Below are 22,703 nucleotides of genomic sequence, written 5' to 3' on the forward strand. Positions count from 1 at the left end.
CTGAGCCCGGATGAGTTATTGCTGTGGAGCAAGCATGGTAGGAACCAAGGGAACGCTGAAGCATTACCGCACCCAAGTTCATAATGTTCCTTTGCTGTTTTGCCCGGTATGTCGTCGCATTGAAGTTCATTATAAAGTCGAAAATGAGTATGAAATTCTGGCTGAATATGCACATGGAGATGGGGCAACCGAGATTGATTTTCAGGATTATGTCATGGAAGACGATGATACGATATTTGAAAATTGTGTGAATCGTGAAAGTGAAGATGCCTTTGAAATTGTGAAGCGTCAAATTGACATATCTCTGGATTTATTGATGGTAGCCAAACAGATGAATGATGAAAAATGGCAGGGAGAGCTTAAGAGAAGACTGGCCGTTATGAGCCAAAGACGATCCCGACTTCAACATAATAAGAGCGGCAGTTGACATCCTACACACCAAAGAAGCTCTCAATTCTGGAGAGCTTCTTTGGTGTGTAGGGCGCTTGTTCCTAACGTAATCTTTCATTTTGGTAATGTTGCGCAGATATTATGACGAAAGAAAACAGGATAAAAATTTGGATTCGACACTTTTTCCGATTGACTGCGATCCTTAATCTTGTCTATCATAAAATAAGACTCGACTCGAATTGGAAAGAGATGGTCGGATTTCTGTGAAACTGTTTTCTACATCATTGAAGGGTAGTCGATAGATGCCTTTCTCTTCTTCAAGATTATTACGCGTCCGAAACGGCCAGTTTGTCATTCCGAAACAAGGGGGAAGCCTGGCATGATCAGTGAATTCCAAGAAGCCTTGCTTGATACCGTGGGAGCTTGTCCTTCCACACAGATCGCCAATAACAAGTATGAAAATGTGCTGGAGAACCTGGATAGTGGTATCATGCTGTTTGACAGTGACGGGGTACTGACCTTTATTAACGTGCAAATGGCGAAATTGCTGGAGCTACCACGGAGTTCGCTAGCAGGTCGCAATTTGATGCAAATTTTGCATCATCCTGAGTTAAGTCGGTTTAAGAAGAAGAAAATCATGCGGATTTATAAAGAAACTATCTTTCATAGAAAGCGCTATCATGAGTTGATTGATGAGTATGGTCGGCATTGGTTGATAACAGTGACCTATGGTGATCAGATGGATGGGGACTTTTTGTTTAGCGTCAAGGATGTGTCGGATTATAAGCAGATTGAGCAGACGGCGTATCAAAACGATAAGCTAGCGATGCTGGGACGCATCTCTGCCTCTATCGCCCATGAAATCCGTAACCCGCTTACCGCAATTCGGGGCTTTATTCAATTGCTTCGGCCACATTTGGTGGAGTTGGGCAGGGACGAGTATGCCCGCATTATATTAACAGAGATTGATCGTGCGAACGACATTATTTATGAGTTCTTAAATTCGTCCAAGCCTTCGGCTCCGCAAAAAACAGCTGTATCTGTGATGGGCTTGCTGAAAGAGGTAGTGATGCTGACAGAAAGCGAAGCATTAATGAAGGGTTGCCAGATTGCATTGGACGAAAATGATGAGCTCATGAAGGTTTCCATTGATGTGAAGCAAATTAAGCAGGTTATCCTCAATATGATTAAAAATGCGATGGATGCCATTGAAAGCATCAGTGGGGAACGAGAGGGCTGCATCGATATCCATACAGTGCTTGAGGGTAACTATGTCCACATTTGTATTGAAGATAACGGATTAGGTATGGATCACAATACATTGGCGCGTTTATTTGATCCTTTTTTTACAACAAAAGAAAGTGGAACCGGATTGGGATTGGCTGTGAGCTATCGAATTATCAAAAATCACGGAGGCTTCATACATGTAGACAGTAGACATGGAAGTGGCACACAATTCAAAATCACGCTTCCTGTAGTTTAATATGGGGAGGTTATCGCAGAGGGGTCCTGTACATACTATTTCTTTTATGTTGTGCAGCGTTGGGGTATAGGTATCACCTTTTTGGAAAAGGTTGTCTGAAGCGCATAATCTGACAAGATGATGCGCTTTTTTGGTGCTGTAAGCTCGGTTATTTGCGTAAATGCGAAAATGAATTCATGAATTTAAGACAAAAAAATGATTCACCTTTCACAGATTAAATGCTATTATATACCAGAATACAACATTATTTTTGATACTATAGACTTAAACAACGGCTTCCAAAGCTGTCAAACGTCTTAGATGATCGGAATCTCCGATATGCAGGGGGCTGAAGAGGCTGAATGAGTATACGGCTGGAAGTAAAAAAAACGATAGGTATCGGCATTGCTTCGATAGTTTTGTTTGTCTTGGTTCAGTTATTTCACGTAACTTTGAATAAGATATACTCCCATAATGTTTTTTTCTTGTTATATCCGATTGTAGGATTTTCCTGTGCTGCGATTTGTTTTTCTATTTTTTATCAGTCCTGGTCCGTTTTACTGGAACAGTTATCCTTGCAGAGACTTCTTATTGCCCCGACGTTTTTGGTGGCTGGTCTGCTTTACCTTGTTCATATTGTTTCGTTTAGTTTCGTAAGCCTGACGGACTTTGCTTTGTCTCCGGGCATTTCGTTATGGCTGCTATTTGTAAATCGTGCCTTTACTTCTGTCTTGCTCTTATGTGTTTGTTTCCTCCCGTTTAGCAAGACGAAGTCTGAATACAAGACAGTGGCTTTGTGGGCAGGGATAGGCTGCACTTTGCTGATTCTAGGAGTTATTAAGACATTTGGTGCAGACTTACCGGATCTACGTATACGATACGAAATAGGCAACTTAGGCTGGACATTAAATCTGGCTGTCATGTTACTGCTTGTGCTCACTTTTATTTTCGGGGTGCGAAAATATCGGAAAGCCCGCCCGGCGGAGTTGGGCATGTTGCTTATTGTTCGTGGGATTGGGCTGTGTGTTGTGAGTCAGTTGTTCTATTTATTTTCTGAGCAAATGAGCGATATTAATCACCTTTTGGGACTTTTGACCAACGCGGTAGCATTTTATAATATGTTGAGCGGGCTGGTTCGGTTGATGGTTCTGGTTCCTTATCGTGAAAAGCAAGCAGCAGAATCTGAGTTTAATCACATTGCCTATAATGATGATATAACAGGACTCCCCAATCGTCGTCGCCTTTCCCAACGCTTAGATAAAATATTGCGCAAATCATTGAAATCGGATGAGACAGTAGCGCTTTTAGTGCTAAATATTGATCGTTTCAAGGCGATTAATGACTCGCTTGGACATATGGCAGGGAATTATTTGCTGTATGCGGTAGGCGAACGCTTGGGGCATTTTAGCCATGAAGGGGAAGCAGTCTTTAGCATGGGCGGAGATGAATTTGCCTTTCTTCTAACGGGATACGAAGATACAGATGCTATGAGAAATCGTATTGATGATATGGTGAAGCTGTTCGATCAGCCTTTCGATATTAATGGCGAATCTTATCATGTGATGGTGAGCGTTGGTATAGCTTTATACCCGTTGGATGCGAATCAGAGCGAACAGCTTATTCAGCAGGCGGATACGGCTGTCCATAGTGCCAAAGAGCAGGGAGTGAATTTTCAGCGGTATGCTAGCGCGATGCAGATGCGAGCGCATGAAAGACTCCAGCTGGAAAATGATCTGCGGCGAGCACTTGAAAATGAGGAATTTTCATTGGTATATCAACCACGTGTCCACCTGCAAAGTGGCGAGCTAACGAGTTTGGAGGCGCTGGTGCGGTGGAATCATCCTCATCGTGGGATGGTGATGCCGGGCGATTTTATTCCGGTGGCTGAAGAAAGTGGCTTAATTGTGCCCTTGGGGGAATGGGTGTTAAGGGAGGCCTGTCTGCAAAATAAGCAATGGCAGGAGCTCGGGTACCCACCCATCCCGATTTCGGTCAATTTATCCATGCGCCAATTTCAGCAAAAAAAGCTGGTGGATGTCATTCGGGGCATTTTGACCTATACGGAACTTGAAGCACGCTATCTAGAGCTTGAGATTACCGAAAGTATGACCTTTGATAAGGATCGGGCCTTTGAACAGTTGAAAAAAATAAAGGCTATTGGTGTCGCAATCAGTATTGATGATTTTGGAACTGGCTATAGCTCATTGCATTATTTGAAGAATCTCCCGATTGATCGTCTAAAAATTGACCGTTCCTTTGTAAAAGAGGTACTGGTCGACAGCAAAAATGCGGCAATTGTATCTACTATTGCCTCCATGGCTCACCATTTGAAGCTGAAGGTTACGGCTGAAGGAGTGGAAAATGAGGAGCAGCTTCATTTTTTGCAGGCACAGGATTGTCATGAGGGTCAGGGATATTACTTTAGTCGCCCCATTCCTGCAGAAGTCTTTGAAAAATTGTTTTTACGTAAACCTATGAATTGGCTGGCTCAGGATAGTATGTAGTATGCTTGCATTTTGCTGAAAGGTAAGTTATACTAAATAACATCCTGATTCAGCTGGTTGACGATAGGTTAAGCGTGTCATACATAAGAATCGAGATGTTATAAAATGCGGGTGTAGTTCAATGGTAGAACTTCAGCCTTCCAAGCTGATAGCGTGGGTTCGATTCCCATCACCCGCTTACTGTTTTAAGAAATTCGAAACCCTTGTGACACAAGGGTTTTTTGTTTTGTTTGGAGCTAGATAAATGCTATCAGGTTCAGATCCCTGAATATACTAAAGAGTTTGTAACGAAATATGCAGGTTCGTCCAATACAACTTTGGTATTTGAAAAATAACGTGGGTTATTTGCAAATGTGCTGTGATCTGCTATACTGACTGCAAGTAAGTATCCCATGAAAAGGAAGGTAACCATACGTCCGATGAAGTAAGCACACTGATTTTCCCACTTAACTGCACAGTTACTGGCAGGCGGCTGTAAGCTGCAACGGGAGAAGTGTGTCTGAAAATGAATATAGGGACGTATGCGTTTATTCCGGAACGGGATTTGGCTTATTCGTTTGCGGTGTTATTTTTCATAAGCGTATGTTCTGAGACGATTCATAACAGTCATTCTATATTCCTTGTATGCAAGCCGCAGCCTTCTGCGGCTTTTTTTATTGCTTCCGGGGTCAAAAAACCGGACTGGGAAAGGATGATCGGTATGAGAACGATTTTGCGTATTCGCAATGTAGTAAAGGATTGGAACGGGACATCTTTATTTGAGAATGTGTCGTTGGATGTGATGGAAGGAGAACGGCTCGCACTGTTTGGAAGAAATGGAGCAGGTAAAACGACGCTATTGCGAATTCTGCTGGGAGATGAAGCGCCAACCTCTGGTCAAGTAGAGCATGATTTGCCACTGGAAGAGCGGGGCTGGCTGAAGCAGCAGGATACGGTGGATTGGTCTCGAACCGCACTTGAGGCCGCACAGCAGGCCAGCCCTCGGCATTGGCTTCTCAAGCAAGCATTGGGACAGCTGGAAGTTGACCTAGCCGATGCTGGGAAGGATATGGAGAATCATCTGGAGCGTTACGGCGAGCTGATGGATGAATACGAACGCCTGCAAGGCTTTGCCTGGGAGTCTGAGGTGGAAAAGGCGCTCACTCGAATGGGAATGCCTGTCCAGACGTGGTCCATTGCTTATGGTGACCTGAGTGGCGGACAGAAGACGAGAGTGCGATTAGCCGGACTCATGGTCAGGCAGCCGAAGCTACTGGTGCTGGATGAGCCGACTAACCATTTGGATGCCGAAAGCTTGCTTTGGCTGGAGCAGTGGCTGTCCACGTATCCAGGAACACTGCTGTTTGTATCGCATGACAGAGCCTTTTTGGATCGGGTGGCTACGAGTATAGTTGAGCTCACATCGACAGGTATTGGGCGCTATAAAGGCGGCTATAAGGAATATAAAGCGCAAAAGGAGCGAGAACTGCGAGAGCAGGAAGCCAACTATCGGAAGCAGGAGCTGGCGAAACAGGCGCTGGAGGAAACGATTCGAAATTACAGGGAATGGTTTCATCAGGCGCATCGTGGCGCATCCAAGGTTGAGATGGCCGTTACACAGAGCTTTTATAAGGCCAAGGCTAAAAAAAATATTTCCCGTTACCATGCGAAGGAGAAGGAACTGGAGCGACTGGAAGCCAATAGAGTAGAGCAACCGCGTGAGGCTGCGTCTTTGCACATGAAATTAAGTGACAGCGGGTTTCAGGCAAAATATTTGCTGCGTGCTGAGCAGGTTGACTTTAGCTACGACGACCGTATCATTGTGAAAAATCTAAATCTGATCGTTGCACGTGGAGACCGTCTGGCTGTTCGGGGGCCCAATGGAATTGGTAAAACCACGCTGCTTCGGTTATTAACAGGTCAACTGGAGCCGCAGACAGGAAAAATCACAACCAACCCACAGTTGAACATCGGATATTTTTCACAGGAGCTGGAGCAGCTTCCGGAGGATCAAACGTTGCTGGACAGTCTGCTTGCACTCCCGACGATGACTCAAACAGAAGCGAGAACGGTGTTGGGCTGCTTTCTTTTTGCGAAAGAGGACGTATTTAAAAGGATCGGGACACTCAGTATGGGAGAAAAATGCAGGGTAGCTTTTCTGCGTCTGTACTTTAGTGGAGCCAATCTGCTGGTGCTGGATGAACCCACGAATTATTTTGACATTGAAACCCGTGAAATTGTAGAGGATTCTTTGCGTAACTATGATGGAGCACTGGTGCTCGTCTCACATGATCGGGAGCTGGTGAGGTGCACGGCAACTCGGTTACTGGATATGAAGCCGGGGGGCGGATATGAAATCTATGAGGGGACAGCTGACGAAAAGCAAGAAGATGAGCGGAGCCGTCAACGGGAGCCAGAAGACCAGGAGCGGCGTGAGGAACGGCTTCGATTACAATTGCGTCTTACAGAGTTGATGGGAATGACGGGCACGAATGACGAAAACGAGAAGTTGTTGAGCGAAATCAGGCGCATTCGTGCAAATCTGGAACGGTTGGATGATCTCGATATCTAAAGAAATGAAACGTATGCCCTGCTTGCCAAAGCGCGGTAGTTTGCATATAATAATGAACAATAGTTCGAATTTTTGAAAATGTCTTGATGGAGAAGAGTAGACAGTGTCCGATTGAACAGGGAGGAAGCGCCGTAGGATTGAGAGCGTTTCTGCAAATACTGGGCTGTTGAAGTTCGCTCCGGAGCAGTTCCTTGAACCTCAGGCGCCATGTGAATGGCGAATGTGCAAGTAGGGGATACCGGTTCACGACCGTTACAACGTGTAGAGCGAGACGATGATGCATAGCATGAAAATCACCTGTAACTAGTTGCCGTAAGGCAGAACGCTGGGTGAGCTGAGCTTATTGTCTAACGAGGGTGGTACCACGGTCTTTTCGTCCCTTACCGGGAGAAAAGACCTTTTTTTGTTGTCTGAAAAGCTGGAAATGAAGAAAGGGGACTGAACAGGCGATGAGCGAAACCATCCAAATGAAGGAACATTTGCTGGCCTTGAAGGAAGAAGCACTGGAAGTATTGGAGAAGGTGGCAACACCCAAGGAGCTGGCTGATTTACGGGTCAAATATTCGGGGAAAAAGGGCGCATTGACTGAAATCTTGCGCGGTATGGGCAAGCTGAGCGCGGAAGAGCGTCCAGTTGTTGGACAGGTAGCCAATGAGGTGCGCGAGGCGATTGAAGAAGTGGTTAACCGTAAGCAGGACGAGTTCACGAAAGCAGAAACAAATGAGCGTTTGCAAGCGGAAAAGATCGACGTTACGCTGCCTGGACGCGCGTTGCCGCAAGGTGGACTGCACCCGCTCAACAAAGTGATTGAGCAAATCGAGGATATTTTTACAGGTATGGGCTATCGAGTGGCTGAAGGTCCACAGGCAGAGACGGATTATTATAACTTCGAAGCATTGAACCTGCCTAAAAATCACCCAGCACGGGATATGCAGGATTCATTTTACCTCACCGAGGATCTGTTGATGCGTACCCATACGTCACCGGTTCAGATTCGTGCAATGGAAGCGATGAAGGGCGAAACGCCTATTAAGGTTATCTGTCCGGGTACGGTTTTCCGACGTGATGATGACGATGCAACGCATTCTTTTCAATTCCACCAAATTGAAGGGCTTGTCATTGGAAAAGACATTCGTATGAGTGATTTGAAAGGAACCTTACTTCAATTTGCACGCGAAATGTTCGGAGAATCGACCGAAATCCGTTTGCGCCCAAGCTTCTTTCCGTTCACAGAGCCGAGCGCTGAAGTAGACGTGACTTTTGTGAAGAAAAATGGCGAACGTGTATGGATTGAAATTTTAGGCTGTGGCATGGTCCATCCGAAAGTGTTGGAGATGGGCGGTTTTGATCCCGAGGTTTACAGCGGCTTTGCATTCGGTATGGGTGTAGAGCGGATTGCTATATTGAAATACGGTATCGACGATATTCGTCATTTTTATAACAGTGACCTGTCGTTCCTGAAACAGTTTGCGCGTCAATAAACAACTATATCAAGGGAAGTGAACCCATATGAAAGTATCATTCGAGTGGCTGTCCGAGTATGTATCGCTGGATCAGGTAAGCGCGGAGGATCTAGCAGAGAAAATCACCCGTTCGGGCATAGAAATTGATGAGGTCGAGCAGCGCAATCAAGGAATTACTGGTGTCGTTGTCGGCTATGTTAAAAGCAAGGAAAAGCATCCAGATGCTGATAAGCTGAATGTATGTATTGTCGATGCAGGTCAAGAGGAAGATCTGCAAATCGTGTGTGGTGCTAAAAACGTGGATGCAGGTCAAAAGGTTCCTGTTGCAGTTGTAGGTGCAAAGTTGCCGGGAGATTTCCACATTAAAAAGGCCAAGCTACGTGGTGTTGTATCCATGGGCATGATCTGCTCGGCCAAAGAACTGGGCATGAATGACAAGCTGCTTCCAAAGGAATTGCAAGAAGGTATTTTGGTGCTGCCTGAGGATGCTGAAATTGGTATGCCAATTACGAAGCTGCTGGCGCTAGATGATCAGGTGCTGGATTTTGATCTGACACCCAACCGTTCGGATTGCCTGAGCATGCACGGAGCAGCATATGAAGTGAGTGCGATTCTGGGACGTGACATTTCGCTGGCTGACCCGGCTAAGGATTTGGTTGAAATTAGCGATGCAGCGGCAGATCATCTGTCTGTGAAGGTAGATACTCCTGAACTGTGTACGCACTATGCGGCCCGTTATATCACAGGTGTAAAAGTGGGGGCTTCCCCGTTATGGATTCAAAACCGTCTGATGGCGGCAGGTGTTCGTCCGATCAACAACATCGTAGATATTACGAACTACGTTATGCTGGAATACGGTCAGCCGTTGCATGCTTTTGATGCGGATAAGCTGGAAAATGGAAATATTGAAGTTCGACTCGCTCGTGCAGGCGAAACATTGATTACACTTGACGATCAGGAACGTAAGTTGGAGCCGCATATGCTGCTGATTACAGACGGTGTGAAACCCATTGCATTGGCAGGCGTGATGGGTGGAGCCAATTCCGAGGTTACGGATGCGACGATCAGCATTGCGCTGGAATCTGCCAAGTTTGACGGCGGTACAGTTCGCAAAACATCCCGTCAACTTGGACTGCGTTCAGAAGCAAGTCTGCGTTTTGAAAAAGAGGTTGATCCAGGCGCTGTTGTGCCTGCTGTGAATCGTGCAGCTGCGCTGATTCAGCGTTATGCGGGAGGCACTGTACACCAGGGCATCGTAGAATCAGCGTCTGCAAAAGCTGAAAACCGCATTATCAAGCTGTCGCTAGATAAAATAAACCGATATTTGGGAACCGAACTGTCGCTGCTTGAGGTGAAAACGATTTTCGGTAGACTTCATTTCGGATGTGGCGACGCAGAGCAAGGTGTACTGGAAGTTCAAGTTCCTACACGCCGTGGAGATATTACCATTGACGTGGACTTAATCGAAGAGGTAGCTCGTCTGTATGGTTACGACAATATCCCGACCACGCCGATTGAAGGTCCTACAACTCCGGGAGCTTTGACAGCATCGCAATCATTGCGCCGCTCCCTGCGCAGATTGCTGGCTCATGGTGGTTGGCAGGAGACGATCAGCTACTCTTTTGTACATCCGCAAAGTACGGGGTTATTTAATGCCCTGACAGAAGGTAGCCATCCGGTACGTTTGGCTATGCCTATGAGCGAAGATCGTAGTGTTTTGCGTACGAGTATCATTCCACAGATGCTGGATACAGCGGTGTACAACATGAATCGCAAGCAAGACAATCTGGCGATTTTTGAAATGGGAACTGTATTTTATACAGAGGAACAAACATTAACCCGTCAGCCGCAGGAAATTCAAGTGCTTAGTCTATTGCTGACTGGGGTACGCCGTGAAAAACAATGGAATATTGGTGCTGAAAAGGTTGATTTCTTTGATATTAAAGGCGCGCTTGAAACGGTGTTTGACTATTTCGGATTGAGTGCCAGCATTCGTTATGTGGCTGACCAACCACAAAGCTACCATCCGGGCCGTTCCGCTTCGGTATGGCTGGATGTGAATGGAAACTCTCAACGGATCGGTACCATTGGGCAGATTCATCCGGAGCTTCAACAATCTTATGGGCTGAATGATACGTATGTAGCGGAAATTGCGTTGCAACAGGTCGTTGAACACGCCAACTCGCATATTCAGTTCAGAGAGCTGGCTCGCTTCCCATCCGTGGAACGTGACATTGCCCTCGTGGTAAATAAAGACGTTGAGGCAGGCGAACTGCTTCGTGTTATTCACGCTGCAGGCGGAGAGCTGTTGCAGGATGCACGAGTGTTTGATGTATTTACAGGCAGTAAGCTTGGTGAAGATAAGAAGAGCGTAGCTATCTCTCTGACCTATCGTCATTGGGAACATACGTTGACGGATGAAGAGATCAATGCGGCGCATACTCCTGTCGTTACGTCTCTGGAACAAACTTTTGGAGCGGAATTGAGAAAGTAGCAGGAAATGCGGGAAGCCGTATCGAATCTTAGTGACAGAGGTTCGATACGGCTTTTTGGCCTATCATCATAGAAGCTCTCTTACTCTGATATTTACCCGCTGCGGGGAAGCCGGACTAATAAGGTTGAACGCTTCACGGAAGGCGGGTTACCATAGTACCGGACACACCTTAGAATCAACATACAGTAGTATTGAAGGAGGGCATAATTGTGACTACACCAGATCGTACTCGCGTCACTGTAGAGATCTACGGTACTTCTTATAAACTCGTCGGCAGCAATACCGATTATATGAAGCAGGTTGCCAATTACGTGGATGAGCGTATGCACAGCATTTCTCAAGCTCATTCGCGTCTGGATATGCCCCGAATTGCCGTGCTGGCTGCGGTTCATATGGCAGAAGAAGCTGTACAAATCCAGGAAATTCAGAGTCATATGAACCGCTTAGCAGCGGAACGAGCAGAGCTCCGGGGAGATCTGGCGCAACTCCAGACGGCTCTAGGGGAACAGCAGCAAAAAAATACAGATCTGCATCAATCTTTTATTCAACTAAAGGAAGAAAAGGAAGCAACGCAGAAGAAGCTGATGGAAACCGAATCTGTATCAGCCAAAGAGATTGCCCAATTGAAGGCAAAGCTGGAACAGCAGGAGAAAAAAGCGACTGAACTTGAAAATGGACAAAAACAAGCTAAACGTGAATTGGAGGAGTCTCGTCAAGAAGCTTCTCGCAAGCTGAAAGAGCAGCAGGAGGCGGCTAATGCCCGTATCCGGCAAATAGAAGAGCAGATGAAGAAGGAAGTAGCTGAAGCGACTAAACAGGCTGAAGCCAAGCTGTCAGCTGCAGAGAAGACTCATCAGGAGCAAAAGCGTACAGAACTGGACAAGCTGCGATCTGCTTTGCAGCAAGAGCATAGTAAGAAGGTAAGCGAATGGCAGACCAAGTGCTCAGGGCTGAATGAGCAGCTGGAGCAGGAACGTAAACAGGCTGAATTGGCGTTGAATGAAGAAAAGATCCAGCATCAGGAAGCTCAGAAGCGAGCTGATGAAGCTGCACTGGAGCAGGAGATTCGGGTTGAGGAGCTTCAGGAACAATTAGAACAAGTACAAGCAGGCAGTACAGAGCTTGCTTCTCGTCTGGGAGAGGCTCAAGAACAAGCAAGAGTACTGAAGCAACAACAGTCCGAGCTGGAGTCTGTGCTGGAAACACAGCGACAGGCTGCGATAGAGCGAGAGCAGGCAGATACGCTTGCGCGTGAAGAACTGCAAAGCCGATATGATCAATTAGAAGCTGAAGCCAAGGCTACGCAGCAGCAGACGGCTAAGCTGGAGGAAGAACAGCGGCGGATGCAGAAGCTGCTGGAGCAAGCTCACGTATCTTCTCGCAAACTGCAAAGTGAGCTGGCTACGCTAGCTGAAAGCGAGAAGTCATGGAAGAAACTCGCAGAAGAACGCCAGTTGGCAGTTGATGAGCTGGAGCTCTCCCTGCTGGAAGCACGTGAACAGAAGGAAGCGATACAGGAGCAATTACAGCACGCAGAGGCTGAGCTCGAAGCTATTAATGATAAATTTGCTTCACAACAGCAACGGCTAGTTCAACTTGAAGCGAGAATCAAGGAGCTTTCACCTGAGCTGATTCGCGTTCAGGATGAGCTTGAGAAAGCCAAAGTCCGAGAGCAAGAGGGAGCTAAGGCATATCAATCGCTTCAGGAGCAATATGGAAGCATGAAGAGCCGAGCTGGACAGCTGGAGCAGAATATTAAGCAGCTTCAACAGGAAGATCACGAACGGCGGAGTAAACTGGAACGTGCTGAGGAAGAATCTTTAGAGTGGCAACTTAAATACGATCAGTTGAAGGCAGAAGCGGAACGTCTGGAAGCTGAAGATGCTGCCCGTAAGGAAGAATTTGCATCTTGGGAACGGGAAATAGCGGTAACCGTTGAACAAAAGGAACAGCTTCAGGAGGAGACTCGTTTGGCGGTTGAAGCTGCCAAAACAGCGAAAGCTGAACAGCAGTCCATAGAGCAGGAACGAATGGCCTTGCAGTCTGAATTGGACGAAGTGGGTCAAAAATATGAAATGGCGGCGCATCAGCTTCGTCTGTTACAAGTACAACAGGACGTAGATCGGGAAAATACGGAGAAGATTTCTACAGAATTACGTCAATTACAGGAAGAATACACTAAACTTCAAACGGAGTACAATGAATGGATTGAACTTATCGAACAGGATCAGTAGATATGGATTAAAAATGTAAGGCAATCCCCGGCTGCTCATCGCCGGGGATTGTTTGCTTATTGTATCCACTCAGAAGTTATATGACACAAAGCTGTCCTTTGGCAGACGAAATCTGCTTCGGGACAGCTTTGTCGGGAGTGTCTATTGAAGTTATTTCCCGTCTTTGCGACCGGCTTCAAACGGTGTCGATACCGGAATAAACAGGTCGATAATCCCGATAACCAATGCAGCGAGCAATGCGCCCAGAACGGAAACACTGACATTGGTCACCACATATTGAGCGATCCAGATCACCAGAGCGCTCACAAGAAAACCTACGATACCGCGTCCAAATGGAGAAACGCGTCGGCCGAACACTGCCTCGATAATGTAACCAACCAAGGCAATGACAATGGCAAGAATCAGCGCGCTCCAAAAGCCGCCTACACTAAATCCGGGAACGATCCAGCTTACGACCATCAGCACCAGAGCGGCAACGATGAAACGTACAATGTGCCCGAGAATGCTCACGGAATAACCTCCTTTGTTTTTTGAATTTACAGGGTTAGACAAAGGTTAGTGTGTGGCATGAAGAGCTTTCTTATGTGTAAAAGAGAGTTGGCAAATAGCGTAAGTTTGCTGCTTTCGGTATAATATAGATATATGTGAAAGGAGTAGTGAAGTTGGACTCTAAAATTTTTAAAACCCTTGAATATCAAAAAATTCTAAATAAACTAAGTCACTATGCTCAAACGGCAACGGGACAACAGACAGCCCTTCAACTACAGCCCAGCGATGATTTGGAGCATATCAAGAAAATGTTGAAAGGTACGGATGAGGCCTATGCTGCTGATCGACTCAAAGGAGTGCCTTCATTTAACGGAGTAGTGGATATCACTCCGGCAGTGAAGCGTGCCCGTATTGGCGGAACGTTAAGCCCGCAGGAGTTGCTTGGCATTCGGACAACAGTTCAGGCCGCACGCCGTATACAGGTATACGTGGCAAGTTTGCATGAGGAAAATCCTGTCGAAACATTGCTGTATTGGAGCGAGCAGCTTTCGGAGCAGAGAGGTTTAGAAAACTCCATTAAAGGCTGTATTGATGAAAATGCAGAGGTGCTGGATTCTGCCAGCACAGAGCTTTCTCAAATCCGTCGGGAGCTGCGCTCGGGAGAAGTGCGTATTCGTGAAAAGCTGGATTCCATGATTCGTTCCTCAACTGTATCCAAAATGCTTCAAGATCAGTTGATAACGATTCGTGGAGATCGGTTTGTGATCCCAGTTAAGGCCGAATACCGTTCTTATTTTGGCGGAATTGTTCATGATCAATCCGGGTCTGGTGCAACATTGTTTATCGAGCCTGAATCCATTGTAGCCATGAACAATAAGCTGAGGGAAACAAGGCTGAGAGAAGAGCGTGAAATTGAAGTCATTTTACAAAAGCTGACCGCACTTGTCGCAGAACAAGCAGATATGTTGCTGTATGATGTGGACATATTGGGTAATCTTGATTTTATTTTTGCAAAAGCGCGTCTCGCCCGTGAAATGAAAGCAACCTTGCCTTTAATGAATGACCGCGGATACTTGAAGCTGAAAAAGGGCAGACATCCTCTAATTCCGTTGGAGCAGGTTGTTCCCATTGATGTGGAGCTGGGCAATTCATACACCTCCATTATCGTTACCGGACCGAACACAGGGGGGAAAACCGTTACCCTGAAAACCATCGGCCTACTTAGTTTGATGGCGATGTCTGGACTGTTTGTACCTGTGGAGGATGAAAGCCAGCTGTGTGTATTTGATGCAATCTATGCCGATATTGGTGACGAGCAGAGCATTGAGCAAAACCTGAGTACATTTTCTAGTCACATGACCAATATCATTAGCATCCTGAAAAATATGACGCCCAAAAGTCTTGTATTACTTGACGAAGTGGGGGCAGGAACGGACCCTGCGGAAGGTTCGGCTCTGGCTGTATCCATTCTGGAGCATATACATGCCATGGGTTGCCGCATGGTTGCGACGACTCACTATAGTGAATTGAAGGCGTATGCCTATGAGCGCAAAGGAATTATTAATGCAAGCATGGAGTTTGATGTCGCTACATTAAGCCCGACCTACCGCCTTCTGGTCGGTGTACCCGGACGAAGTAATGCATTTGCTATTGCCGAGCGATTGGGATTGCCAGGGCGTATTTTAGACTATGCCCGTGGTGAGGTAACGGAAGAAGACCAGCGCGTCGAGCACATGATCGCGTCACTGGAGCAGAACCGTTTAACCGCTGAGCAAGAACGGGAAAAAGCGGAGCAGCTGCGTAAGGAAATGGAAGCATTGCGTAGCCGTCATCAGACGGAGTTGGATAAGCTGGAGTCCCAACGGGACCGTATGCTGGAAAAAGCTGAGGACGAAGCAAGAGTTCTCGTGGATAAGGCTCGTAGTGAAGCAGAGAAAATCATTACTGATTTGCGTAAATTGGCTCAGGAAGAAGGGGCCTCGGTTAAGGAGCATAAGCTGATTGCAGCTCGCAGAGAATTGGATGAGGCTGAACCGAAGCAACGCAAGAAAAGTACCGTCAAACGTCCGGCCGCTACACGTACTCGTTCTATCATGGCTGGCGATGAAGTATCCGTTCACAGTCTGAATAAAAAAGGCCACGTGGTTGAACTGTCCGGTACCAAGGAAGCTGTGGTTCAACTGGGGATCATGAAGATGAAGGTCAGTCTGGATGATCTGGAACTACTGCAACCTGCCCAAACAACGACTCCAAGAGTTCAAAAACCAGTGACTGGCGTTAAGCGGACACGGGATGATAACGTACGAAGTGAACTTGATCTTCGGGGGGCGAATGTGGAGGAAGCCTTGATGGAAGTGGACCGCTTCATGGATGAAGCGTTTCTGGCCAATCTGGGTCAGGTACACATTATACATGGCAAAGGTACAGGTGTCCTGAGAACCGGTATTCAGGAGTACCTCCGCAAGCATAAACATGTGAAAAGCTACCGTATCGGTAATTACAATGAAGGCGGCACAGGCGTAACAGTTGCTGAATTGGAATAGCTATGGGTTGCCGGCTTTGCCCGGGAACGCTTGGTAGAACGGGAGGGACGAAGTGAAGATGGCGATTGATGAATTGCTGTCGCATCCGTTGGGGATGATGCTGGGTTATTTCTCGGTGGCGGTGCTGGAGCTAATTGTATTTTTGTCGTGTTTTGAGCTGGTAACCCGCTATAAATGCTGGGAAGAGATCAAGCGCGGCAATGTTTCGGTAGCCATGGCTACGGGAGGGAAAATGTTCGGTATTTGCAACGTGCTCCGCTTTGCGATGGAAGCCAAATCTAGTGTGTATGATACGATGATTTGGTCGTTCGTTGGCTTTTTACTGCTACTTGCGGCGTACTTTCTTTTTGAGTTTCTAACACCGGTATTTTCTATCGATCAACAGATTAAAGAGGATAATCGTGCTGTCGGCTTGTTCTCCATGATTATTTCCATATCTTTATCTTATGTGATCGGTGCCAGTGTAACTTGACACATCTTGTATACTAGAGCTTGGTATACGCTTGGAACGGAAGGATGATAAAGCTTGGAAATGACTATTTGTCCATGGTGTAACATGGAAATTATTTGGGATGAAGAATTAGGACCTGAGGAAGAATGTCCTTATTGCCATAATGATCTGAAAGGGTACTCTGACATCACCGATGATGAAGATGAGTCTGTTTCTCCACCTGTGCATAGACATGCTAGTGAGCATGGACATGAAGAGACGAAACATGATCATGTGGCTTCTGTAACCCCGGCGCCCCACTCTCATGGAAAAGAAGACCTGAAGGGTTATCGGACATTGAGTATTCAGCTCGGTGATGATGAGGAGCAGGATATTTTATATGAGGCAGAGGATGAAATCGTAGCTGAAAAACCGGTTGATGCACCGTTGTTGCAGGATAATGAGCTTCATAAGTTGCCTGTGCTGCATACTTTGCAAAAATTCGAAGAAAGCGGTGCGGATCTGATGGCTTATGAACAAGGTGCTGAACAAATACTCGACAGACAAGATGAGGTTCTTGAATGTTCCCAATGTGGAGAGTACATGCTGCATGCGGGTTCGCAAACCGTAACCAGAGAAGGCTTTGAACCGTCGATGTCTCCAGCGCTTGGCAAGCCTGTTCTGGATTTGCCGTTCGTCTTGAATGTTTATGTGTGTCCTAGCTGCTTCCATGTACAGCAGACACTATCAGAGAATGACCGACTGCGGATGCTGGAGAAGCTCAGCGGTATTTCCAACAATTAAATAGCAATCCCCCGGATAGGCCCAAGCTCAATACGGGCATCTTAAATCGAATAAATCTTTGAACAAGCTGGCTTGAAATAAGCTGATTGGTGATTTTTCGGTTAGGGGGAACTGCATTGAAATCAAACCTGAACGGACAATCCATTCTGCTATTAAGCTTGAATGGATTGTTTGTGTTTGCAGCAGCATTGTCAGGCACATTTCTTAACGTGTATTTGTGGAAAAGCAGGCAGGATTACGCGATGATCGGCTGGTTTAATGTCAGTCAACAAATTGCACTGGGAATTATGGTCTGGGTGGCTGGAAAGTGGGTCAAGGAACATAATAAAATGAATGCCTTGCGCGTGGGGACCGCATTATCCGGCCTATTTTATCTGATCGTGTTATATACGGGACCGCAGGCTGTGAACTACATATGGCCGCTCGGGATGTTGCTGGGTGCAGCATTAGGTTTATTCTGGCTGGCGTTTAATGTGATTTTTTTCGAAGTCACGGATCAGGCAAGTCGTGATCATTTTAACGGTTGGGTGGGTCTGCTAGGCTCGTTTTCCGGTATAGTGGGACCTTGGCTGTCCGGTTGGATTATTGCCCGTATGGAGGATGACGCAGGTTACCGCGTGATATTCAGTATTTCCTTGGCCTTTTATGTCGTAGGAGTGGTGCTTAGTTTCTTTCTTCGCAAGCGTAAGCCGACAGGAAATTACAATTGGAAGGAGCCCAAGCAGCGATTGTCACAAAAAGGGAGTATGTGGCGTCCGTTGTCGTTATCACTTGTTGCCCAGGGCATCCGTGAAGGGGTATTTGCCTTCCTGATTACGCTGCTCGTGTATGTAGCTACTCAACAGGAATGGAAGCTGGCGCAGTTTTCACTTATTACATCGGCGGTTTCATTTTTCAGCTTTTGGGCTGTCGGAAAATGGCTCAAGCCACACTATCGTTCGGCGGGTATGCTTTTGGGTGCTGTGTTGTTAGTGATCGCGCTTTTACCGTTATTGTGGCGTATGGAGTATAGTACACTACTGATTATGGGGATCGGCACCGCTTTATTTATGCCCCTGTATTTAATTCCCATGATTTCTGCCAGCTTTGATTTAATGGGTACGAGTAAAGGAGACGCCAATCAGAGAGTGGAACTGGTTGTACTGCGCGAACTATGCTTAATGGTAGGCCGATTGACCGGAACACTCATTTTCTTGGGTGTCCTAAGTATCAGCAAGGCTCCTACGGCGATGATCTGGTTGTTGATTGGACTGGCATTGATGCCAGTGCTCGGATGGTTTTTTATGCGAAGTGTGCTGAAAATGGAACAAAAGACAAAGCAGAGCCAGTCTCATTCCCACGCACGACGCTTGCACAAGCAAACCGAATAGTCTGAAAATATATTTAAAAAGACCTCCAGACCCACTTAAAGGGAAAGGAGGTTCTTTTTTTGTTTCCACACGTTAAACCATCGGTTCCGTTGTTTCGGGCGAGGGCTTGGTAGTACGGGTCAGAGAATAAAGCTCCATTTCAGGTCGATGTGTGCCCGTCAGTTCATCAGCCAAAAGTTGTGCGGCCATCATACTCGTGACTGCTCCATTTCCCCCGTAACCTTCCAAAAAGTAGCAGTTGGGAAAACGCGGATGTGGACCAATATACGGCAAACCGTCTTGAGAGGAGCCGAATACAGCAGCCCATGCAAAGTCGATCTGAAATGGTATACCCGGAAAAAATTCCCGTAATGTTTGTAGCAGCTTTTGCTGTTGGTGCAGCAGCCTGACTTCACGTTGATTGGCGTCCAGTACAGGTTCGTCTAAACCACCAATAATGATGCGTCCTTCCGGTGTGGAGCGCATATATAGATAAGGACGAGCAGTTTCCCAGATGAGACACTGTTCATGCCACAAGGGTGTATCTCCGATTGGATTGGTGGCGATAGCATATGAGCTTTCTAGAACGGCTCCGCGGTCTTTTTTAATCTCTTGTGTTTCATAACCTGTTGCAAAAATAACTTTTTTCGCTCGGATAATCCCACCGCTGGTATGACAAACGACCTCATTATCGTTGAATTCAAAATGCTCAGCTTCTGTATGCTCGTATAAGCGAACACCAAGACGGCTGGCAGATCGCAGCAGTCCTTGGGCGAACAAAAATGGATTAACCTCGGCATCTTCGCGTGTATATAAGGCTGCTGGTTTTCGGAAAGGAAATCGGGCAGCAATCTGTTGATCATCCCAGTATTCGACGGGAAATCCAAACCGGGTTAGCTGTTTGTACTCTTCCTGAAGTGTCTGCACATCCTCCGATGTACTTGCATAGTACAGGCTACTTCGGCGTGAAAAAGACGGATCAATTTCCAGCGTGGTAGACAGTTTTTCCAACTGATCCAGAGCATCTTTACTCATACGGTAAAACAGTACACCGTTCATTTCACCAAACGTATTGATGAAGGAAGTTAAGGTCTTATCATTGCTATATTGCAGCAGTCCGTTATTGGCCGAAGAACTTCCATGTACTAGCTTGCGTTTGTCAATAACCACGGCGTCTACCTGTCGTTCTCCCAACAGTCGGGAGCAGATGGATCCACCCATGCCGCCACCTATGATCAATACATCACAATTTAAATCCTCTGCCAAAGGCGGGAAATCCAACATTTGCTCCAAGGTACTGGGCCAATATGTATTCCCGCTTATCAATTCCATATAAATAGCACTCCTCATAAGGTAATATGTAATATTTCTTAGGTGTACATAGTATTTCGCCAAACGGACAAGATAACCAGCGTGCAACAAAACATTCAAGGAGGCACAGAGATTATGCAATCTACGAACATGCAACCCTTGTCAGGCAAAGAGCTGGAGTACATCGTGGACTCCATTTCCAATGAAGAACTACTACTCAAACAAAGTGCGGCGACAGCGGCTTCTATTCAGCACCCAGCCATCCAACAAGCCTGTTTGCAACTGGCAAGAACTCATGAGCACCACTTGAATCTGCTTTCTAATGCTCTTCAACAGCATCAGCAGCTTGCCCCAATGCAACCGCAGCAGTAATTTGGATTTACAATAAAGGAGGTTTGACAGAATGTATTCACAAAACAATATGTCATTTATGCCCGAAGAAGATTTGCTCTATACCATTCTTGCTGATATGAAACGTACGGTGCGCGAGTACACAACGGCGACGACAGAATCCAATTGTCCGTCTGTGCGTCAGATGTTCACCGACCTTACGAATGATACATTGCGTCTGCAAGGTGATTTGTATCATCTGATGAGCCAAAACAATATGTATGCCACTCCGACTAAAGCACTGCGCATCGATTTGGACAAACAGATTCAAGAAGCTCGCAAGACCCAACAAGAATGCCAACAGTTCATTCAGCAAAAATCGACATCCGCGGGAGTATATGGCCAATCTATGCACCAGCAAGGCCAGTCTACTCATCAAAACAACCCTTATTATATGTAAACGGGATTTTTCGTTTTTGAAGCAGATTCCCATAACAGCCGTCCATCTGCCGGGTTTACCGGAGTGGACGGTTTTTCTTTGCAGGTTTAAAGTGCGTATTGTATGATGTATAGTAATCTCTTTCGATGGAGGCCTTATGTAGAATGACAGAACTGAATGAATTGAAATTAAAAGTGCTGGAATTGTTAAAAGAAGATGCAAGAAGAACACCGACTCTATTAGCTACTATGCTGGGGGTTGACGAGCAGGATGTTCGCACCTCAATTAAAGAGCTCGAAGACCAACATGTGATCGTCAAATACGCCGCTGTAGTCAATTGGGACAAAGTCGACGACGAAAAGGTTACCGCTTTGATCGAAGTACAGATTACACCTGAGCGTGGAAGAGGCTTTGAAGGGATTGCAGAACGGATTTATTTGTATCCGCAAGTTAAATCGGTCTATCTCATGTCTGGAGCATACGATTTGCTGGTAGAGGTTGAAGGCCGCAATCTCCGTGAGGTTGCTAATTTTGTGTCGGAAAAACTGTCGCCTATTGATTCGGTCTTGTCTACCAAGACTAATTTTACGCTTAAAAAATACAAGCAGGACGGAATTATCTTTGAGGACCATCAGGAAGATAATCGTCTGATGATTTCGCCGTAAAGGAAGATCATGATGAATCTCAAAACAGAAGCATTTACCGACAGTAACAAAGCCATGAGTTCCTATTTGTCCCCGTTGGTGCGCGAGATCCCATCTTCGGGTATTCGTAAGTTTTTTGACTTGGTGGGTGGCAACAAGGATATTATTACCCTTGGTGTGGGCGAACCGGATTTTACAACCCCTTGGCATATGCGGGAAGCCTGTGTCTATTCATTGGAGCGAGGTTTTACCAGCTACACGTCTAATGCGGGAACGCCAGAACTGCGTGAAGCGATTAGTGATTATCTGAATGAGCAATTTGAAGTCCGTTATGATCCCAAAAATGAGATTATCGTGACCGTTGGGGGAAGCGAGGCGATTGATCTTGCTTTGCGTGCTTTAATTGTACCTGGCGACGAAATTCTCGTGCCCGAGCCATGCTACATTTCATATTCTCCAATCACTTCGATTGGAGGCGGGATTCCAGTAGGTATTGAAACATTTGCTAAGGATGAATTCAAGCTGACGGCTGAAGCACTGGAGGCAAAAATTACACCTAAATCCAAGGTGTTGATTTTATGCTATCCGAGCAATCCAACTGGGGCTACGATGACTTATGAAGATTGGCTTCCGATTGCCGAAGTCGTGGAAAAACATGATTTGATCGTCATTTCTGATGAAATTTATGCTGAATTGAATTATGGAGAAAAGCATGTCAGTTTTGCCGCTATGCCTGGTATGATGGATCGTACGATTCTCGTCAGTGGTTTTTCCAAAGCCTTCGCCATGACAGGCTGGCGTATTGGATATACATGCGGGCATCCAGATCTGATTGCCGCTATGCTCAAAATCCATCAGTACACCGTAATGTGTGCGCCTTCTATGGGTCAAGTTGCGGCACTGGAAGGCTTGCGGAATGGTTTGGGTGAGAAAGATCGTATGGTAGAAGCCTATAATCAGCGTCGCCGTCTGATGGTTGAAGGGTTCCGGGAAATCGGCCTGGAGTGCCATGAGCCAAGAGGGGCTTTTTACGTTTTCCCTAGTATTCAAAGCACGGGACTCAGCTCAGATGAATTTGCACAGCGTCTTTTGGCAGAGGCTAAAGTTGCGGCTGTACCGGGTAATGTGTTCGGTTTGGGAGGCGAAGGCTATCTTCGTTGCTCATACGCGACTTCTGTTGCTCAGCTGACGGAGGCACTGGATCGGATTGGTCATTTTGTAGAAAAAGTAAGAAAAGAAGGTTAAAATTATTTTTTTATGGGTAAT

At 46.3% G+C, this 22,703-nt stretch carries 17 protein-coding genes, 1 tRNA gene and 1 pseudogene; 17 read left to right on the forward strand and 2 right to left on the reverse strand.

Annotated features, from left to right (window positions below):
- Positions 1–10 precede the first annotated feature (10 nt).
- From NLX74_RS00870 to NLX74_RS00910, 9 genes and pseudogenes are all read left to right on the forward strand, one after another.
- Entirely contained in the window at positions 11–427 is a 417-nt protein-coding gene (locus tag NLX74_RS00870; RefSeq protein ID WP_013309391.1) for a hypothetical protein, read from the forward strand.
- A gap of 342 nt (positions 428–769) precedes the next feature.
- A complete protein-coding gene (locus tag NLX74_RS00875) occupies positions 770–1,873 on the forward strand; it encodes an ATP-binding protein (protein WP_254327697.1) in 1,104 nt (367 codons plus the stop codon).
- A gap of 341 nt (positions 1,874–2,214) precedes the next feature.
- Complete coding sequence (locus NLX74_RS00880) at positions 2,215–4,356, forward strand: bifunctional diguanylate cyclase/phosphodiesterase (RefSeq protein WP_254327698.1); 2,142 nt, start codon at positions 2,215–2,217, stop codon at positions 4,354–4,356.
- Positions 4,357–4,463: 107 nt separating this feature from the next.
- Positions 4,464–4,534 (forward strand) — tRNA-Gly (locus NLX74_RS00885).
- A 70-nt stretch (positions 4,535–4,604) separates the two neighbouring features.
- Positions 4,605–4,691, forward strand: a pseudogene (locus NLX74_RS00890) (hypothetical protein); the annotation flags it as partial.
- 365 nt (positions 4,692–5,056) lie between these two features.
- Positions 5,057–6,907: a ribosomal protection-like ABC-F family protein gene (gene abc-f / locus NLX74_RS00895; protein ID WP_254327983.1), complete on the forward strand. Its 1,851-nt coding sequence runs from the start codon at positions 5,057–5,059 to the stop codon at positions 6,905–6,907.
- A 449-nt stretch (positions 6,908–7,356) separates the two neighbouring features.
- Entirely contained in the window at positions 7,357–8,388 is a 1,032-nt protein-coding gene (gene pheS, locus NLX74_RS00900) for a phenylalanine--tRNA ligase subunit alpha (protein ID WP_269321413.1), read from the forward strand.
- Between the two features lie 28 nt (positions 8,389–8,416).
- Positions 8,417–10,864 carry a phenylalanine--tRNA ligase subunit beta gene (gene pheT / locus NLX74_RS00905; protein WP_254327699.1) on the forward strand — a complete coding sequence of 816 codons (2,448 nt, stop codon included), beginning with the start codon at positions 8,417–8,419 and terminating at the stop codon, positions 10,862–10,864.
- 209 nt (positions 10,865–11,073) lie between these two features.
- Positions 11,074–13,098 carry a cell division protein ZapA gene (locus NLX74_RS00910; protein ID WP_254327700.1) on the forward strand — a complete coding sequence of 675 codons (2,025 nt, stop codon included), beginning with the start codon at positions 11,074–11,076 and terminating at the stop codon, positions 13,096–13,098.
- A gap of 150 nt (positions 13,099–13,248) precedes the next feature.
- On the opposite strand, the gene NLX74_RS00915 is transcribed toward NLX74_RS00910, so the two are convergent.
- Entirely contained in the window at positions 13,249–13,608 is a 360-nt protein-coding gene (locus NLX74_RS00915; protein WP_023987773.1) for a phage holin family protein, read from the reverse strand.
- A gap of 152 nt (positions 13,609–13,760) precedes the next feature.
- Here NLX74_RS00915 and NLX74_RS00920 point away from each other — a divergent pair, with 152 nt between their 5' ends.
- The 4 genes from NLX74_RS00920 to NLX74_RS00935 all read left to right on the forward strand — a co-directional run bounded on the left by NLX74_RS00920 (position 13,761) and on the right by NLX74_RS00935 (position 18,734).
- Entirely contained in the window at positions 13,761–16,130 is a 2,370-nt protein-coding gene (locus NLX74_RS00920) for an endonuclease MutS2 (protein ID WP_254327701.1), read from the forward strand.
- Positions 16,131–16,188: 58 nt separating this feature from the next.
- Complete coding sequence (locus tag NLX74_RS00925; protein ID WP_013309402.1) at positions 16,189–16,602, forward strand: DUF350 domain-containing protein; 414 nt, start codon at positions 16,189–16,191, stop codon at positions 16,600–16,602.
- A gap of 54 nt (positions 16,603–16,656) precedes the next feature.
- Complete coding sequence (locus NLX74_RS00930) at positions 16,657–17,364, forward strand: hypothetical protein (RefSeq protein ID WP_254327702.1); 708 nt, start codon at positions 16,657–16,659, stop codon at positions 17,362–17,364.
- A gap of 116 nt (positions 17,365–17,480) precedes the next feature.
- Positions 17,481–18,734 (forward strand): MFS transporter, encoded by a 1,254-nt coding sequence (locus NLX74_RS00935; RefSeq protein WP_254327703.1) that lies wholly within the window; start codon positions 17,481–17,483, stop codon positions 18,732–18,734.
- Between the two features lie 72 nt (positions 18,735–18,806).
- Here NLX74_RS00935 and NLX74_RS00940 read toward each other — a convergent pair whose 3' ends face one another.
- Entirely contained in the window at positions 18,807–20,045 is a 1,239-nt protein-coding gene (locus NLX74_RS00940) for an NAD(P)/FAD-dependent oxidoreductase (protein ID WP_254327704.1), read from the reverse strand.
- Positions 20,046–20,159: 114 nt separating this feature from the next.
- Between NLX74_RS00940 and NLX74_RS00945 the strand changes: the two genes are divergently transcribed.
- The 4 genes from NLX74_RS00945 to NLX74_RS00960 all read left to right on the forward strand — a co-directional run bounded on the left by NLX74_RS00945 (position 20,160) and on the right by NLX74_RS00960 (position 22,682).
- Positions 20,160–20,396, forward strand: a complete 237-nt coding sequence (locus NLX74_RS00945) for a hypothetical protein (protein ID WP_061829136.1) — start codon at positions 20,160–20,162, stop codon at positions 20,394–20,396.
- 31 nt (positions 20,397–20,427) lie between these two features.
- A complete protein-coding gene (locus tag NLX74_RS00950; RefSeq protein WP_069012837.1) occupies positions 20,428–20,814 on the forward strand; it encodes a spore coat protein in 387 nt (128 codons plus the stop codon).
- A gap of 143 nt (positions 20,815–20,957) precedes the next feature.
- Positions 20,958–21,458 carry an Lrp/AsnC family transcriptional regulator gene (locus NLX74_RS00955; protein WP_013370105.1) on the forward strand — a complete coding sequence of 167 codons (501 nt, stop codon included), beginning with the start codon at positions 20,958–20,960 and terminating at the stop codon, positions 21,456–21,458.
- A gap of 12 nt (positions 21,459–21,470) precedes the next feature.
- On the forward strand, positions 21,471–22,682 hold the full coding sequence (locus NLX74_RS00960) for an aminotransferase class I/II-fold pyridoxal phosphate-dependent enzyme (RefSeq protein WP_061829137.1): 1,212 nt from the start codon (positions 21,471–21,473) through the stop codon (positions 22,680–22,682).
- Positions 22,683–22,703: the final 21 nt, after the last annotated feature.

The organism is Paenibacillus sp. MZ03-122A, assembly GCF_024213325.1.
Classification (GTDB): Bacteria; Bacillota; Bacilli; order Paenibacillales; family Paenibacillaceae; genus Paenibacillus; species Paenibacillus polymyxa_B.